Here is a 15,668-nt window from a genome sequence, read left to right as displayed (position 1 = left end):
GCGCCGCATCCGAAAGATGACCGCGTACAGTCAGCACATTTTTCCGCTGGCACGGCTCACGAAGCGCCTCGTACTATCTGCCGGCCATGATGCCGTTCCTCTGGTATATCCTCTTACACATATCCTTCTTTAAATGAAAAACACCCCGATCCAGGGTGTTTTTTTCATCGAGAAGCGGCAGGGAGGGTAATGGTGACCTCTGTGCCCTTATCGACTTCGCTTTGAATGTCAATTGAACCGCCGTACATCAGCATGATTCGTTTACATACGACAAGGCCGAGGCCGGTGCCTTTTTCCTTTGACGTTACAAACGGAAGAAAAATGTGTTCAAGCATATCTTCAGAAATGCCCATTCCGTTGTCGGCCACCTTAATGACTGCTTTATGATCGCGGGCTTCTAAATAGATGGACAGCCGGCCGCCTTCCTGCATGGATTCCAAAGCGTTTTTCGCGACATTTAAAATCACCTGTTTAATATGGTCTTTCGTGCAGTTGACCTTGAGCGGCCGATTGACGAGAATCTCCACATTCACTTCCACATTATACAGATTCCCTTCAGAATAAATAATCGGCATAATCTCATCAAGAATATCCTGCAGCGAGTTCACTTCCAACCGTTCAGCAGTGGGTTTTCCAAGCACTAAAAACTCACTGACAATCTGATTGATCCGTTTAATCTCCTGCTCAATAATTGAGAAATACAGCTGATCTTCCTCCGATTTGTATTTTTTCTGCAAAAGCTGAATGAAGCCGCTGATCCCTGTAAGCGGGTTGCGGATTTCATGGGCGGTGCTGGCGGCAAGCGTTCCGATCAGCTCCAATTTCTGCGCTTCATTTTGAGCGCGCTCCAGCTGGGTCTTGCGCTTAAGCAGATAATATTGAACGAGAATGAACAGAATATTCAGCAGCACGGCAATACTGGACATCGGCAGCAGCACGCTTTTGGTTAGCTCATTCAGCTCAACCGGTTTCGGATAAACATTGATATTCCAATTAATATCATCCAGATAGCCGCTGACCGGTTTCACACCTTCTGATTGATCAGCCCGTCCGCTGGCAAATATCACTTTATTCTGATTGGTTGCCTTGACATAAACGTCAGGGCTCAGCATATTGATCATATTTCTCAAATAATCGACTTGTATGGCGGCTACTAAATAATCCGTGACTTCCCGTTTTGCGTCTAACACCGGCACGCAGATCGTGAAGATGCGCTGGCCTGTAATTCTGCTGGAGTAGTCATTTGTGATGACCGTTTTTTTCGTCTTTTTCGCCTTCGTAAAATACGGTCTGTCGGCCAAATTCACCTTTGATTTCAGATCAGTCGTGCTTGCGATGACATCACCTTTGGAATTCAGCATATACAGTCCGCTGAATCTGGGTTCATCCTCAAAAGCCTGATCGAGAATGTCAATGATCTTTTCTTCATTGACAGGCTTATCGACAGCGATCGCAAGTGTTGTCATCCGGGCTTTTGTTTCACCGATTAAATAATTGAGCTTATTGCGGTGAAGGTTGAGCATCATACTGGCTTCCTGTATGTGTTTATCGGCTATTTTCTGCTTTTCTTTTTCATAAATGAAAAAGCTGATAATAAGTGCCGGGATGATCACCAATATGAGATAAAGCTTGATCTTTCCCCGGGCACCTTTAAATGTATTCACTCTGCATCGCTCCAACATTACACTTGAATAGAGGTATTATATCATCTTTATACTTCTTTAATAAGAAAAAATAACCAAAATGATAGAAAAACAAATTATTTTATTAAGGTCAGACAAAAAGAAGAGAAATTTTGGAAACATTTTTGTTGACATTTTTCATTTTGTTTATTAATGTTTCTCTGTAACGGTTTCTTTTGTAAAAGGATGATTGAATGTATGACGGATAAAACAGAAAACTCATTGAAATTATTTATTGTACTGTCACGTGCGTACCGATCTATTAACGACCATATGAATAAACATATTCATAAGCACGGTCTGAACCCGACGGAATTTGCGGTGCTTGAGCTGCTGTACCACAAAGGCAACCAGCCGCTTCAGCAGATCGGCGACAAAATTTTATTAGCGAGCGGAAGTATTACATACGTTGTTGACAAATTAGAGAAAAAAGAACTTCTCATCAGAAAAGCCTCGCCGACTGACAGAAGAGTGACTTTCGCACAGATTTCCGAAAAGGGAATCCGTCTTTTGGACGATATTTTCCCTGATCATGCTGAAGAAATTAAGGAAATGATCAGTGTGCTGAGTGATGAAGAGATAGAAATGTGTACGGAAATGCTGAAAAGAGTGGGATTAAACGCTAAACATTTTCATCAGAAATAAAAAAGGAAGCCATTTGAAAGGCTTCCTTTTTTATATTACTGATTTTGGTCAGTCGCGGCGTTTCTAGGCTGTATCAATACCTCGACGCGCCTGTTTTTGCTGCGCCCTTCAGCGGTTTTGTTCGACACGGCCGGTTTATACTCTCCGAAACCTTTGGCGCTGAATACTTTTGCGTCAAGTTTCGGATTTTCCGTGAGAATAGCCATGAAGTTGACGGCCCGCATGACGCTTAAATGCCAGTTAGATTGATATTGTGAGTTTTTAATCGGCACATTGTCCGTATGTCCGCTGATGATAATGTTCCTCGGCGGATTCAGCACAAGGAGATTCGAGATTTCCTTGGCAAGCGGAATATCTTCCTGACGGATATCCGCCCGTCCGGAATCAAAAAAGATACTGTCTTTAATCGTAATTAAGAGTCCTTCTTTAGTCAGCTTTGTTTCTAGCTGAGTTTCAAGCTTTTTATTTTTTATAAATTGATTGACTTGCTTTTGCACGCCTTCAAGTTCTTCGCGGTCGGCTGCTTCTCTTTCTTTCTTTTTCTGTTCTTTATCTTTTTCCTTGTCTTTTTTTAACTGATCAACGCCGTCTTTTTCGTTTTCAGGAGGGGTGACGCTTGAATATTCAAGAACACCCGTGCCTCCGGTAAACACGGCGTTAAATGATTTAGACAGCATTTGGAATTTCGCCGCATCGACCGAGCTCATGGCGAACAATACAATGAACAGAGCCAAAAGAAGGGTGAGCAAATCCGCGTACGGGATCAGCCAAGACTCATCCACATGCTCGTCATCATGCTTCTTCTTCTTTTTTCTCGCCATTGTTTGCCTCTCCTTCTTGTTCAGCGACTTTTGCGCGTTCATTCGCAGGAAGATACATGAGAAGTTTTTGTTCGATCACTTTCGGGGCCTGTCCTTCAAGCACTGACAGAACGCCTTCGATCATGATTTCACGCAGTTTGACTTCCTGCTTTGATTTGCGTTTCAGTTTGTTGGCGAAGGGATGCCATAGTACATATCCTGTGAAAATCCCGAGAAGGGTGGCGACAAACGCCGCACTGATGGCATGTCCGAGCGCCTCGGTATTGTTCATGTTGGAAAGAGCGGCGATAAGGCCGATGACCGCACCCAAAACGCCGAGTGTCGGCGCATATGTGCCGGCTTGTGTAAAGATGGCTGCGCCGGCCTGGTGTCTGTCTTCCATCGCTTCAACTTCCTCAGTCATAATATCTCTGATAAATTCTGCGCTTTGTCCGTCAACCGCCATGCTCAGGCCGTTTTTCAAAAATGCGTCATCCACGTCTTCAATGCTTGCTTCCAATGCGAGCAGACCTTCACGTCTGGCGATTTGCGCCCATTGAGAGAACATAGGAATTAATTGCGCAATTGTCAGCTGTTTGTTTTCTTTAAACAGCACTTTAAAAAGGGCAGGCACTTTTTTGATTTCTTTTCCGGGGAATGCGATGATCACCGCAGAAATCGTACCGAACAAAATAATCAGAATAGCTGCCGGGTTAGCGAGTGCGCTTAAGCTGACCCCTTTCAGCACCATGCCCACGCTTAAAGCAATCAAGGCGAGGATGATACCGATAATCGATGTTTTATCCATAGTTTTCACCAAATCCTTTATACTAGCTTTCTATGGTTAATATCGGTGGCAGTGCATGGAACTTTAGGGTGATTGAGAAATTGTTCCCGAATTCTTCACAGTTTCTCCCTTCCGGCATGGAGAAAGAAACAAAAAAGCGGCTCCCCGCGAGGAGGGAACCGCTTTTTTCTTATTGTGCCCGGACTTTGATGCCGTCCTCTTCCATTACGACATGGAAGGCTTTTATTTCGTTGTCATCCAATAAGAGATCTGTCATTTCGTCCTCGATCAATTCTTGGATGGTTCTTCTGAGCGGGCGTGCTCCGAAAGCTGGGTGGTAGCCGATTTCAGCGATTTTTTCTTTCGCATCATCGGTGACGTTCAGGCTGATGCCGCGCTCTTTTAATGTGTCTTCAAGCTCTGTGAGAAGCAGGCTGACGATTTTCACGAGATGTTCTTTTTTCAGGGATTGGAATTCAATAATGCTGTCAAACCGGTTTAAAAACTCCGGTTTGAAGAACGCGCTCAGTGAATCAATCAGCGTTTGTTCTTCCAGGACGCTCTCTTCAGATTGGAATCCGACTTTCACCTGTTTTTCGCCGGTTCCAGCGTTGCTTGTCATAATCAAAACGGTATCTTTGAAGCTGACCGTTCTGCCCTGGCTGTCGGTCAGACGGCCGTCCTCCATAATCTGCAGAAACATATGCTGGACATCAGGGTGGGCTTTTTCAATCTCATCGAGCAGCACGATGCTGTACGGATTGCGGCGCACTTTTTCCGTTAATTGACCGGCTTCATCGTGTCCGACATATCCCGGCGGTGAACCGATAATTTTTGATACGGCGTGTTTTTCCATGTATTCACTCATATCGAGACGGATAATGGAATCTTTTGTACCGAACAGTTCATCTGCGAGTGTCTTTGATAACTCGGTTTTTCCGACTCCGGTCGGTCCGACAAAGAGGAAGGAGCCGACAGGTCTGTTTTTGGATTTTAAGCCGGCGCGGCTTCGTCTGACCGCTTTCGCCACTCTTTTCACGGCTTTTTCCTGACCGATGACGCGCTGATGAAGATGCTCTTCAAGTTCCTTCATTTTGACTTGTTCATCAGCTTGGAGTTTTCCGACCGGAATGCCTGTTTTCTGTTCAATGATGGCTTGAATATGCTCCGCCCCGATTTCAGTTGAAGAGGCCGGAGCTTCTTGCGCCAGCTGCTTTTCCAACGCCGCTTCTTCATCACGCAGTTTCGCGGCAAGCTCATAATTTTCTTCATGAAGCGCTTTTGTTTTCTCCGCGTCAATTGCTTTGAGTCTCTCAGCCGCATCTTCTTCATTTACGGTATCAAGCTCCAGGTTCGCCTTAGAGCCGGCTTCATCTAATAAGTCGATCGCTTTATCCGGCAGGTGGCGGTCCTGAATGTAACGGGATGAAAGCGTAACACAGGCGTTTATCGCTTCATTGCTGAATGTGACGCCGTGGTATTTCTCGTATTTATCTTTAATGCCTTCCAGAATGCTGATGGCTTGTTCTATTGTAGGCTCGTGAACCATGACAGGCTGGAAGCGTCTTTCAAGCGCCGCATCTTTTTCAATCTGGCGGTACTCTTTCAGCGTTGTCGCCCCGATGACCTGCAGCTCGCCTCGGGCAAGCGCCGGTTTCAGGATGTTCCCGGCATCCATTGATCCCTCGGCAGAGCCGGCGCCTACAAGAAGGTGAATCTCATCAATGAACAAGATAACGTTTTTCCGTTCTTTTAATTCGTTCATTAATTGTTTCATTCTTTCTTCAAACTGGCCTCTGATCCCTGTATTGGCGACGAGAGAAGCGACGTCAAGCAGGTAAAGCTCTTTGTTTTTCAATTTGTTCGGCACATCGCCCTCAGCGATTTTAAGCGCGAGGCCTTCTGCAATAGCCGTTTTACCGACGCCCGGCTCACCGATCAGCACCGGATTGTTTTTATTCCGGCGGTTCAAAATTTCAATTACGCGCGCCACTTCATTATCGCGGCCGATCACAGGGTCAATCAGACCTGCTTTTGCGCCGTTTGTGACGTTTTGAGCGAGCTCGTCGAGCAGGCCTTTTTCAGGGCCGGCCTGCTGTTTATTTTGATTGGGAGCGAAACCTTGCTCAAACGGGAATCCGAATGATTGCGGCCCCATGCTCATAGACGGTTTTCGGGTTAATTCTGTATAACATGTTTCACATAAAACGAATTGTTTTTGAATGGAATTGACTTGCATGTTCAGGCGAATCGTCGCCTCGTTTTTCTGACAATGTTGACAACGCATTTGCCAAAACCTCCTCGGAAAATGTTTGATCATCTTTGACCAAATGAATTAGAAAATAAGGTCTTAACTTTGACCTTCTTTGATTAATAGTATACTCTGACCTTCTTTGACTTTCAAGTGTTTTGTTTTAACCCCTGAAAAATAAATGTTTACAGCATGATAAGTGATATTTGTGAGGTCTGATTATTTTTGACCAATATAGTCAGAAAGGAAATGAAATGCTTTGACCTTTCTTGATGAAGAGTATACGCCGGCCCTTTTTTTCTTTCAATATTTTTGCTTGGAGAAGAGAGCTGAATCTGTTTTCTCCGGGGAAGGACGATTTGTTCGTCTTTTCAGGCGACTTGTCTCATAAGCATATATAAAGGCCTGGACAAATCTGCGCTTAGCCGGAGGGTGAAATGGGACAAACAAAAGGTTCTGCGAGTCAGCTTGCATTTGTATACGTAGGCACGGTTGTAGGAGCCGGTTTTGCCACGGGACGGGAAATCGTTGAGTTTTTTCTGAAGTTTGGCTGGATCGGTCTGTTGGGTATCGTGGTAAGCGGTCTGATGTTTACATATTTAGGCGCCAAAATCATGATCATTTCCAAACGGATTCACGCAGCATCTTATCAGGAATTGAACACATATTTATTCGGCCAGTCCATCGGCCGCGCCGTAAACATGTTTATGATGTTTATATTGCTGGGAGTGACCTCTGTCATGCTGTCCGGAGCTGGAGCGCTGTTTCATGAACAGCTTGGCTGGCCCGCACAAGCGGGGATCCTTCTGACGATCGTACTGAGCTTTGCCGTCATGACAAGCGGCGTTAAAGGTGTGTTCGGCGTCAATATATTGGTTGTGCCGCTTTTAATTTCTTTCTCTTTTATCGTGACAGCTGATTCATTTGTATTTACAAGCACGAGAAACGCGGACGAATGGGTATGGCCTGACAAGTGGAATTGGCTTTTGTCCGCCGTCTCTTATGGCGCGTTAAATTTATCGCTCGCCCAAGCCGTCCTTGTGCCGCTTGCGAATGAAATGTCTTCAGAGAAGGTGATCAGAAGGGGGGCTTATTTAGGCGGCGTTCTGTTGACACTGGTGCTTGCCGCGAGTTTTTTATCATTATCGGTGCTGCCGGATGTGCTGGAGTTTGACATTCCGATGGCTCAAGTTGTCTATTCGTATTCGCGTTCGCTTCATATCATTTATTTGTTTATTATTTTCGGGGAAGTGTTTACGTCGGTCATCGGCAATTTATACGGATTGGAAAAACAATTAAACAGTTTTCTTCATATAAGAAGTACATATATTTACGGCGGCATTTTGGCGTTTGCTTTCATTATCAGCCAAATCGGCTACGGACAGCTGATTTCCACCGTTTATCCGGTGTTTGGATATGTGAGCCTCGCTTTCATCGGCGCATTGATTTGCAAAAAAATCCCGAAAGAAAAATAAGGATATAAGGAAAATGTCTGTATTTTTTGGGAATTCCCCTTCTTTTTTCCTGGCATTTCTGTATAATGAATTGGGAAATGATGGGGAGGAGTAAGAGATGAAAGCTCGACGTGTATTATTGGGATTTATTTTTATTTGTATCGGCATTGCGTTTTTTTTACAGAAGGCGGGAGTTATTCATATATCCGCAGGTTCGGCGTGGCCGTTTCTTTTCATTATAATGTCCGCAGGTTTTCACGCCGGATTTATTTTTGCGAAAAAAACGCCTGAACAGGCGGGACTGCTCGTTCCGGGCGGTATGTTTCTTGTGCTGGGCTGCCTGTTTTGTTTTGAAACGGCAACGGGATGGACGTATTCAGGCGTGACGTGGCCTGTTTATATATGGGCGCCTGCTCTCGGTCTGTTTGAGCTGTGGTATTTCGGCGGGAGGAAGTTAGGTGTATTGATTCCTGCTTTCATCCTGACAGCCGTGGGAGCACTATGCTTTGCCGGTATGCTGATGACGGGGCTGTGGCCGCTTTTGATCATCGCAGCTGCGCTTTTGTTTCACGCCGCTGCCTTTATGCAGCCGAAAAAAAGATCGGGCCTTCTTATTCCGGGCGGCATTTTGCTTGTGACGGGCGGGTTGTTATGGTTTGAAACGCTGACGGATTGGACATACGCAAATGTGACATCGCCTGTCTACCTCTTTGCCGTTGCGTTCGGCCTGTTTGAAGCCTGGCTGTTCGGCAGAAGGCAAAGAGGGCTTTTGACTGCTGCTGCGGTTCTGTGCGCCGCGGGCATTTTCGCCGTATTCACCAATGCAAATGAAGTCATCAGCGAACGCGGCTGGCCCGCTCTCATTCTTTTGCTGGGCGCCGCTTTTCACATTCCGATTTTCGGCCCGAAACCTGTCAAAAACGCGGGACTTCTCGTACCGGGCGGCATCTTATTGATTACGGGGATCTTGTTTGTCTTTGAAACGGCAACCAATTGGTCCTACTCCGGTGTGACATGGCCTGTTTATCTGCTTGCAACGGCATTCGGTTTATTTGAGCTGTGGCTGTTCGGCGGGAAAGAGAAGGCGCTGCTCATCCCGGTTGCGGTGCTGACCTTGACAGCACTTTCTTTTATGATGACGAATCAGCCGATCATTCCGGTTTCTGTTTTCTGGCCTGCTTTATTTGTTCTGATCGGGATTGCGCTGATGGTATTTCCCGGGAAAAAACGCGGGGCTTAATCCCGCTTTTGCAGCCTGACACAGGGTTCAGGCTGTTTTTTTATTGTCACGGGAAACAACATTATGGTATGATAGCAAAAGTGAAAAAAGAAGAAAATCCGTATTGATGCGGGAGAGGTTCTAGCTACACCCTCTATAAAAAACTAAGGACGAGCTGTATCCTTGGATACGGTTTTTTTATGTTTTTTAGGGCGCCTTCTCCGAAAAAGGCGCTTTTTTTATGGAATGATAGATAAGGGAGAGAAAGACATGAAAAAAGAAAAAGCAGTTGTGGTGTTCAGCGGAGGCCAAGACAGCACGACTTGTTTATTATGGGCTTTGCAAAACTTTGAAGAAGTGGAAACCGTTACATTCCATTATAATCAGCGTCACCAAGAAGAAATCGATGTGGCAAAATCGATTGCCGAAAAGCTCGGTGTCAAAAATCACTTGCTTGATATGTCTCTTTTAAATCAGCTCGCGCCGAATGCGCTGACAAGAGATGATATCGAAATTGAAGCGAAGGATGGGGAACTGCCGACAACCTTTGTACCGGGACGCAACCTTGTATTTTTATCCTTTGCATCGATTCTTGCATATCAAATCGGCGCGCGCCACATTATCACCGGTGTTTGCGAGACTGATTTCAGCGGCTACCCGGACTGCCGTGACGAGTTTGTCAAATCCTGCAACGTCACCGTCAACCTGGCGATGGAAAAGCCGTTCGTCATTCATACGCCGCTTATGTGGCTGAACAAAGCAGAAACGTGGAAACTTGCGGATGAGCTCGGCGCGCTTGATTTTGTAAAGAATAACACACTGACTTGCTATAACGGCATCATTGCGGACGGATGCGGCGAATGCCCGGCATGCCTGCTCCGCAATAAAGGATATGATGAATATATGAAAATGAAAGGAGAGCGGAACTAATTGCTTTCTCAAATTTACCCGCAGGTTCAGCATCCTTATTCGTTTGAGTTGAATAAGGATATGCACATCTCAGCCGCGCACTTTATTCCCCGCGAAAGCGCCGGAGCGTGCAGCAGAGTCCACGGGCACACGTATACAGTAAATATTACAGTTGCGGGGGATGAACTGGACGATTCAGGCTTTCTCGTTAATTTCAGCGTGCTGAAGAAATTGGTGCACGGCGCTTATGACCATACATTGCTGAATGACCATGACGAGTTTTCTGCTGATGATGACAGATATTCACTGCCGACGACCGAGGTCGTGGCCAAAACGATTTACGATAAGGTGCAGTCCTACCTTGAAACACTGGAGAATCAGCCGGTCTGCGTGCAGATTTTTGTCAGGGAAACCCCGACAAGCTATTGCGTATACCGCCCGAAAAAAGGTGATAGGAATGGCTAAAGGAATTCCGGTATTAGAAATTTTCGGACCGACGATACAAGGGGAGGGCATGGTTATCGGCCAGAAAACCATGTTCGTCCGCACGGCGGGCTGCGACTACTCCTGCAGCTGGTGCGACTCCGCTTTTACATGGGACGGCTCAGCCAAAAAAGATATCCGCTGGATGACGGCGGAAGACATTTACCGCGAGCTGAGAGAAATCGGCGGAGACGCCTTTTCCCATGTCACCATCTCAGGAGGAAACCCGGCGCTGTTAAAGCAGCTTGACGCGCTGATTCTGCTGCTGAAAGAGCACGGGGTGCGCGCCGCTTTAGAAACGCAGGGAACGGTCTATCAGGATTGGTTCACAATGATTAACGACCTGACGATTTCACCGAAGCCGCCAAGTTCGGGGATGACAACCGATTTTGCAAAGCTCGATCACATTGTGTCTTCGCTTGATGCGGCAGAAAGGCTTAACGCGGTCAGCTTAAAGGTCGTCATTTTTAATGATGAAGATCTGCAATTCGCGAAAACCGTGCACAAGCGGTATCCGAATATCCCGTTTTATCTTCAGGTCGGAAACGATAACGTCCATACGACGGACGACCGGGCATTGATCGCACATCTGCTCGGAAAATACGAAACACTCGTTGATAAGGTTTCAGCCGATTCGGATCTGAATCTCGTCAGAGTCCTGCCTCAGCTGCATACATTGCTTTGGGGCAATAAACGGGGAGTTTAATAGAAAGGGAGATTTATATGACAAGAAAAGAATCAGAATTAGAAGGAGTTACGCTCCTGGGAAATCAAGGGACAAACTATTTATTTGAATATGCGCCGGAGGTTTTGGAATCATTTCCGAATAAACACGTGAACCGTGATTATTTCGTTAAATTCAACTGTCCGGAATTTACATCGCTTTGCCCGAAAACGGGACAGCCGGACTTCGCAACCATCTACATCAGCTATATTCCGGACGAAAAAATGGTGGAAAGCAAATCGCTGAAGCTGTATCTTTTCAGCTTCCGCAACCACGGAGATTTCCACGAGGACTGCATGAACATCATCATGAATGATTTGATCGAATTAATGGACCCCCGCTACATTGAAGTATGGGGCAAATTCACGCCAAGAGGCGGAATCTCGATTGACCCGTATACAAACTACGGCAGACCGGGAACAAAATATGAAAAAATGGCCGAACATCGGATGATGAATCATGATATGTATCCGGAAACAATTGATAATCGGTAATTATTCCGTTGTGTGATACGGAGTGTGAAACGAAGTGACCGGAGTGTGACCTGCACTAAGCTCAATAAAAGTGTGACCTGGTGCAACCTGAACTGTGACTTTTATGCAGTGAAAAATTGATAGTACAGAAGCAGATTAAGGCGTACAATTTGTACGTCTTTTCTTCTTTATCCGAAAGAAAAAATGCCTATCTAGAGATCATAGGCATTAAATATTATTATCAATATCTTCATTTATTTTTTGGCTAAGTTTCTGAACCTTCTCTTTAACATTTGAAACAGCTCTTTTTTGAATTTCATCAAAGTTCTCCTGAATATAGTCCATGACACTTCTTATTAGAACTTCACTTTCAAAATTGAATATCTCATTTATTTCTGACTGTTCTTCATCTGTTAGGCGATGGTATTGAAGTTGTTTAGCATTTACTTCAGCAGCTACATCAATCCTAACGTACAATTTCATATTCACCTTCTGCATACTCTTGCTCCGCATAATGGCTTCCCCATTGACAGAGCTCCTGCAAGATAGGTTTAAGAGATTCTCCAAGTTCAGTGGATGAATATTCAACCTTCGGCGGTACTTGATTATACATCTTTCTGCTCACAAGTCCACTGGCTTCAAGCTCTCTAAGTGTTTGAATCAGCATTTTCTGAGTTATATTTGGGATAATGCGCTTTAATTCACTCGTTCTCTTTGGTCCATTCATTAAAAAGTATAATACAAGGCCTTTCCATTTTCCGCCAATGACTTCCTTTGTCACTTCAAACCCACAGCTAAATTTTTTCATGTCTAAAGCTCTCCATTCCACATTTATTACTTTTTAGTTACTATATCACAAAAAAGTGGGTACTTCCGATAATGTGCTTACTGAAGGATACTATATCTTGTAAGTTGTTCTTCAAGTACTTAAAGGTACTAGACATAAAATAAAATGAATTCTAAAGGAGTATTAAGTATGGGTAAATTTGAAGGTAAAATAGCGCTTGTAACGGGTGGAACAAGTGGGATTGGTCTTGCTACAGCACAAAAATTTGTAAACGAAGGTGCATATGTTTATATCACGGGACGCAGACAAAACGAACTTGATCAAGCTGTTAACCAAATTGGCAAGAATGTAACCGGTGTTCAAGGTGATATTTCTAAGCTTGAAGACTTAGACAAACTATATGACATTATAAAGCAGGAAAAAGGTAAGTTGGACATTCTTTTTGCTAATGCAGGCATCGGCAACTTCCTTCCATTAGGTGAAATTACTGAAGAGCAGGTTGATAGAACGTTCGACATTAACGTTAAAGGAACCATCTTTACTGTTCAAAAAGCGTTATCACTATTCCCGGACAAAGCAGGTTCTATTATTGTAACGGGCTCTACTGCTGGATCAATTGGCAACCCAGCGTTTAGTGTATATGGAGCATCTAAAGCAGCATTAAGAGCACTAGTTCGCAACTGGATTCTTGACCTAAAAGGTACTGAAATCCGTGTAAATGTGGTTAGTCCAGGAGCTATTCTTACACCTGCATACGATGAGCTTTTTGGTGATGCACTTGAAGGAGCAATGGAAAATACCAGAAATACTGTTCCAGCTGGAAAAGTTGGGACACCTGAAGAAGTAGCAAACGCTGTATCTTTCCTTGCTTCAGACGAAAGCAGTTACTTGACGGGTGTTGAATTGTTCGTAGATGGCGGGCTAGCACAGGTATAATTTCACTGCGCAGAGATTACAAATAGTCCCCAAAAAAGGTTAAAATCAATCGTTTGGTAAGGTGTGAAATTGGTGTGACTTCATGATTAATGTCTAGAGCAAGTACTTATGGGACAAGACTCTGACCTGCCTTTTCTTCCACGAGGACTGCATGAACATCATTATGAATGACTTGATCGAATTAATGGACCCCGCTACATTGAAGTATGGGGCAAATTCACGCCAAGAGGCGGAATCTCCATTGACCCCGTATACAAACTACGGCAGACCGGGAACAAAATATGAAAAAATGGCCGAACATCGGATGATGAATCATGATATGTATCGGGAGACGATTGACAACCGTTAATTTTCAGACGGAGTACAGTCTCGGAATATAACCTAAGTACCCCCGCCTTTTAAGCGGGGGTATTTTTCGTCTGTGCCGCGCAGCCAAAAAGGTGCATGATATTTGCACAGAACTTCTATAAGGAAAAGAGAGATTATTTGGAGAAAAGAAAAAGACGAGTAAACCCGGGGGGAGTGTACTCGCCGCTTCATTACGTGACGGGTGCTGGATGGCAGCTCGTCTGTTTCATTATAAAATAGGGAACGTATGTTTGTAAAGGCCTGCGCTGTTTTTTCTCATTCGGAGCGGATCAATTGTAAAGGAATGGTCAGCATGATAGCATGTCCTGTAAAAAGAAGGAGTGTTCGTTATGGAGCCGTTAGAGTTAAACGGTGTAAGGCTGAAAATGTATGATTGTAAAGAAAGTGCGGGTAAAAACGGCCGCATGATTTCATTTGTATTGAAGGTGACCTCTGAAACGTATCATGATATTGCCGTCCTTTTGTATGAAAAAACATTTGACATCAAGGCGCCCGAGCGCGGGCTTGAATTCCGCGGTAAAATAACCAACTACCATACATCCGTCACAAATCTTTACAATAAAGGCGAGACCGGTGATTTTTTTGTAGAAATGACCGAGATCTGAATTCATTTGAAAAAGCTGCCGGGCGGCAGCTTTTGTGCGGGATATGTAAATGGTTCGGATGTTCGGGGGGTTTAATAGGAGTCTCTGATGATTTTATAATTCTTATGGTTGACGACAGTGAGGGAATCTAGTTCAAGGTCACGATAATTATCCATGATGGTTACATCAACGATGACGGAGTTTTCATTTACTTTTTCAACAATACCGGTTAATCCGTTTTTAAATTCAATGACGTTTCCAACCTTAGCAATTTTCACGAGCTTCCTCTCCTTTATCATAAATCCTGTTTGAAAATATTTTGCAGTATTTTCTTTAAGAAGTAAAGCGATATGGGTATCAGCCCGCTCAATCATTGTCCCGGCGGGGGAAAGATGGTATATTGATTTTCGGGAAAAAGCCGAGAAAAGGAGGCTGTGTTCGTTGCTGCCTGAGGAAATTTCAGAATCTATCAACCAAATGCGCACCGGTGAAATCAAAGAATTCAGGGTGCAGAAAGAACATTTTCTTGCATTTCGAGCAGTTTTATCGAAGCAGGAAGATTTTAAGCATTTCCGTGGTATTGCACAGCAGGGCGGAGATGTTATCTTCCAGTATTTAGAACAGCCAAGAAGCTGACGGCTCCTCGCACTTGAGGAGTCTTTTTTTGTTTTTTGGTTTCTCATTTCATCTTGCTGTAACAGATGTAAACAAAATGTAAAATCCCTCCGATGGATACTTTTACTGCTATTTGGTTAATGTTGTGAAAATGATGGCTGTTTTCCTGCCAATAACAAGGCTGTTAACGAACTTTTTCCATCATAAAAGCTGATTGGGAGCACTGGAAAATCTTTAACCGTGAATTTGCGCACAGCTCTTGTTAAGGTAGTGAAGTATTTAAGGAGGAAATCGTATGACGACAAAATTTGCTGCCTTGGCTGTCTTTTTTCTATGTTTTATGCCTGCATCAAAAATTGAACATACAGAAGCTCTGTTTACTTTTGCGAAGAAGCCAAAGCAAGAACCCAGCACACTGGTTGCTGATTTAAATAAAAAAAGCTCGGTTCCGAAGCTTTCAAAAACGGATCATAAGCATTCTATCCAACCGATAAAGCTGTCATCTCACCAAGAGAAGGAAGCCAAACCGGAGGAGACGGCTTATCAGCCGCCGAAAAAAACGTATTCCCGCGCTGACAGACAACTTCTGTCGCGTCTCGTTCACGCAGAAGCGAAGGGTGAGTCTTATAAAGGGAAGGTTGCGGTAGCCAGCGTAGTGCTGAACCGGACTGAAAAAAACGGCTTCCCGGATACCATTCGGGGTGTGATCTATCAAAGGAATGCATTTGAACCGGTAGCAAACGGAAGCATTAATCAAAAGCCGGATAAGGATTCCATCGCCGCCGCAAATGAGGCGCTTGACCATCCGGGCAGAGAAACGAACGCGTTGTTTTTCTACAATCCGAAAACGGCATCTGACCACTGGATCCGTTCCCGAAAAATTATCGAACGGATCGGCAGACACGTATTTGCGATGTAAGCATAGCGGGATCAAAAATATCCCGGCTATG

General features: G+C 44.5%; 18 protein-coding genes, 1 pseudogene and 1 riboswitch. Of the genes and pseudogenes, 12 read left to right on the top strand and 7 right to left on the bottom strand.

Features of this window, described 5'->3' with window-relative positions; genetic code table 11:
- Positions 1–164 precede the first annotated feature (164 nt).
- On the bottom strand, positions 165–1,682 hold the full coding sequence (locus OQ477_RS08430) for an ATP-binding protein (protein ID WP_046559543.1): 1,518 nt from the start codon (positions 1,680–1,682) through the stop codon (positions 165–167).
- Between the two features lie 198 nt (positions 1,683–1,880).
- Between OQ477_RS08430 and OQ477_RS08425 the strand changes: the two genes are divergently transcribed.
- Positions 1,881–2,327, top strand: coding sequence for a MarR family winged helix-turn-helix transcriptional regulator (locus tag OQ477_RS08425; protein ID WP_003154686.1), 447 nt, complete (start codon positions 1,881–1,883; stop codon positions 2,325–2,327).
- A 35-nt stretch (positions 2,328–2,362) separates the two neighbouring features.
- Here OQ477_RS08425 and motB read toward each other — a convergent pair whose 3' ends face one another.
- The 3 genes from motB to clpE all read right to left on the bottom strand — a co-directional run bounded on the left by motB (position 2,363) and on the right by clpE (position 6,201).
- Positions 2,363–3,148, bottom strand: a complete 786-nt coding sequence (gene motB, locus OQ477_RS08420; protein ID WP_003154685.1) for a flagellar motor protein MotB — start codon at positions 3,146–3,148, stop codon at positions 2,363–2,365.
- Positions 3,120–3,935 (bottom strand): flagellar motor stator protein MotA, encoded by an 816-nt coding sequence (gene motA, locus OQ477_RS08415; protein ID WP_007408461.1) that lies wholly within the window; start codon positions 3,933–3,935, stop codon positions 3,120–3,122. The genes motB and motA overlap by 29 nt, the downstream gene beginning before the upstream one ends.
- Positions 3,936–4,104: 169 nt before the next feature.
- A complete protein-coding gene (gene clpE / locus OQ477_RS08410) occupies positions 4,105–6,201 on the bottom strand; it encodes an ATP-dependent protease ATP-binding subunit ClpE (RefSeq protein ID WP_265972075.1) in 2,097 nt (698 codons plus the stop codon).
- A 401-nt stretch (positions 6,202–6,602) separates the two neighbouring features.
- Between clpE and OQ477_RS08405 the strand changes: the two genes are divergently transcribed.
- From OQ477_RS08405 to queF, 6 genes are all read left to right on the top strand, one after another.
- Positions 6,603–7,640, top strand: a complete 1,038-nt coding sequence (locus OQ477_RS08405) for a membrane protein (RefSeq protein ID WP_045207247.1) — start codon at positions 6,603–6,605, stop codon at positions 7,638–7,640.
- 97 nt (positions 7,641–7,737) lie between these two features.
- Positions 7,738–8,859 (top strand): hypothetical protein, encoded by a 1,122-nt coding sequence (locus OQ477_RS08400; protein WP_265972073.1) that lies wholly within the window; start codon positions 7,738–7,740, stop codon positions 8,857–8,859.
- Positions 8,860–8,967: 108 nt separating this feature from the next.
- A riboswitch (PreQ1 riboswitch) is annotated at positions 8,968–9,012 on the top strand.
- A gap of 96 nt (positions 9,013–9,108) precedes the next feature.
- Positions 9,109–9,768, top strand: coding sequence for a 7-cyano-7-deazaguanine synthase QueC (queC, locus tag OQ477_RS08395; protein ID WP_003154679.1), 660 nt, complete (start codon positions 9,109–9,111; stop codon positions 9,766–9,768).
- Positions 9,769–10,212, top strand: a complete 444-nt coding sequence (gene queD / locus OQ477_RS08390) for a 6-carboxytetrahydropterin synthase QueD (RefSeq protein WP_007408455.1) — start codon at positions 9,769–9,771, stop codon at positions 10,210–10,212.
- On the top strand, positions 10,205–10,936 hold the full coding sequence (gene queE, locus OQ477_RS08385) for a 7-carboxy-7-deazaguanine synthase QueE (protein WP_003154676.1): 732 nt from the start codon (positions 10,205–10,207) through the stop codon (positions 10,934–10,936). Before queD ends, queE begins: the two co-directional genes overlap by 8 nt.
- Positions 10,937–10,953: 17 nt before the next feature.
- Complete coding sequence (gene queF / locus OQ477_RS08380) at positions 10,954–11,448, top strand: preQ(1) synthase (RefSeq protein WP_003154673.1); 495 nt, start codon at positions 10,954–10,956, stop codon at positions 11,446–11,448.
- 207 nt (positions 11,449–11,655) lie between these two features.
- Here queF and OQ477_RS08375 read toward each other — a convergent pair whose 3' ends face one another.
- Together OQ477_RS08375 and OQ477_RS08370 are read right to left on the bottom strand one after the other, a co-directional pair.
- Positions 11,656–11,910 (bottom strand): hypothetical protein, encoded by a 255-nt coding sequence (locus OQ477_RS08375; protein WP_088462222.1) that lies wholly within the window; start codon positions 11,908–11,910, stop codon positions 11,656–11,658.
- Positions 11,894–12,235, bottom strand: coding sequence for a winged helix-turn-helix transcriptional regulator (locus tag OQ477_RS08370; protein ID WP_007611023.1), 342 nt, complete (start codon positions 12,233–12,235; stop codon positions 11,894–11,896). The genes OQ477_RS08375 and OQ477_RS08370 overlap by 17 nt, the downstream gene beginning before the upstream one ends.
- Positions 12,236–12,403: 168 nt before the next feature.
- On the opposite strand from OQ477_RS08370, the gene OQ477_RS08365 reads away from it, so the two are divergent.
- The 3 genes and pseudogenes from OQ477_RS08365 to OQ477_RS08355 all read left to right on the top strand — a co-directional run bounded on the left by OQ477_RS08365 (position 12,404) and on the right by OQ477_RS08355 (position 14,124).
- Complete coding sequence (locus OQ477_RS08365; protein ID WP_265972070.1) at positions 12,404–13,150, top strand: SDR family NAD(P)-dependent oxidoreductase; 747 nt, start codon at positions 12,404–12,406, stop codon at positions 13,148–13,150.
- A gap of 136 nt (positions 13,151–13,286) precedes the next feature.
- Positions 13,287–13,499 (top strand): annotated as a pseudogene (locus OQ477_RS08360) (NADPH-dependent 7-cyano-7-deazaguanine reductase QueF); the annotation flags it as partial.
- Between the two features lie 349 nt (positions 13,500–13,848).
- Positions 13,849–14,124: a DUF3219 family protein gene (locus OQ477_RS08355; protein WP_088462220.1), complete on the top strand. Its 276-nt coding sequence runs from the start codon at positions 13,849–13,851 to the stop codon at positions 14,122–14,124.
- Positions 14,125–14,195: 71 nt separating this feature from the next.
- Here OQ477_RS08355 and OQ477_RS08350 read toward each other — a convergent pair whose 3' ends face one another.
- Entirely contained in the window at positions 14,196–14,381 is a 186-nt protein-coding gene (locus OQ477_RS08350; RefSeq protein ID WP_003154669.1) for a YkvS family protein, read from the bottom strand.
- A gap of 163 nt (positions 14,382–14,544) precedes the next feature.
- Here OQ477_RS08350 and OQ477_RS08345 point away from each other — a divergent pair, with 163 nt between their 5' ends.
- Complete coding sequence (locus tag OQ477_RS08345; protein ID WP_029325879.1) at positions 14,545–14,739, top strand: hypothetical protein; 195 nt, start codon at positions 14,545–14,547, stop codon at positions 14,737–14,739.
- 274 nt (positions 14,740–15,013) lie between these two features.
- Positions 15,014–15,637: a cell wall hydrolase gene (locus OQ477_RS08340; protein WP_007611030.1), complete on the top strand. Its 624-nt coding sequence runs from the start codon at positions 15,014–15,016 to the stop codon at positions 15,635–15,637.
- The last annotated feature ends 31 nt before the right edge of the window (positions 15,638–15,668 follow it).

It is taken from the genome of Bacillus sp. ChL18, assembly GCF_026241425.1.
Classification (GTDB): domain Bacteria; phylum Bacillota; class Bacilli; order Bacillales; family Bacillaceae; genus Bacillus; species Bacillus velezensis.
The sequence above is the reverse complement of the archived record's forward strand: the minus strand, read 5'-3'. Positions and strand labels throughout refer to the sequence as shown.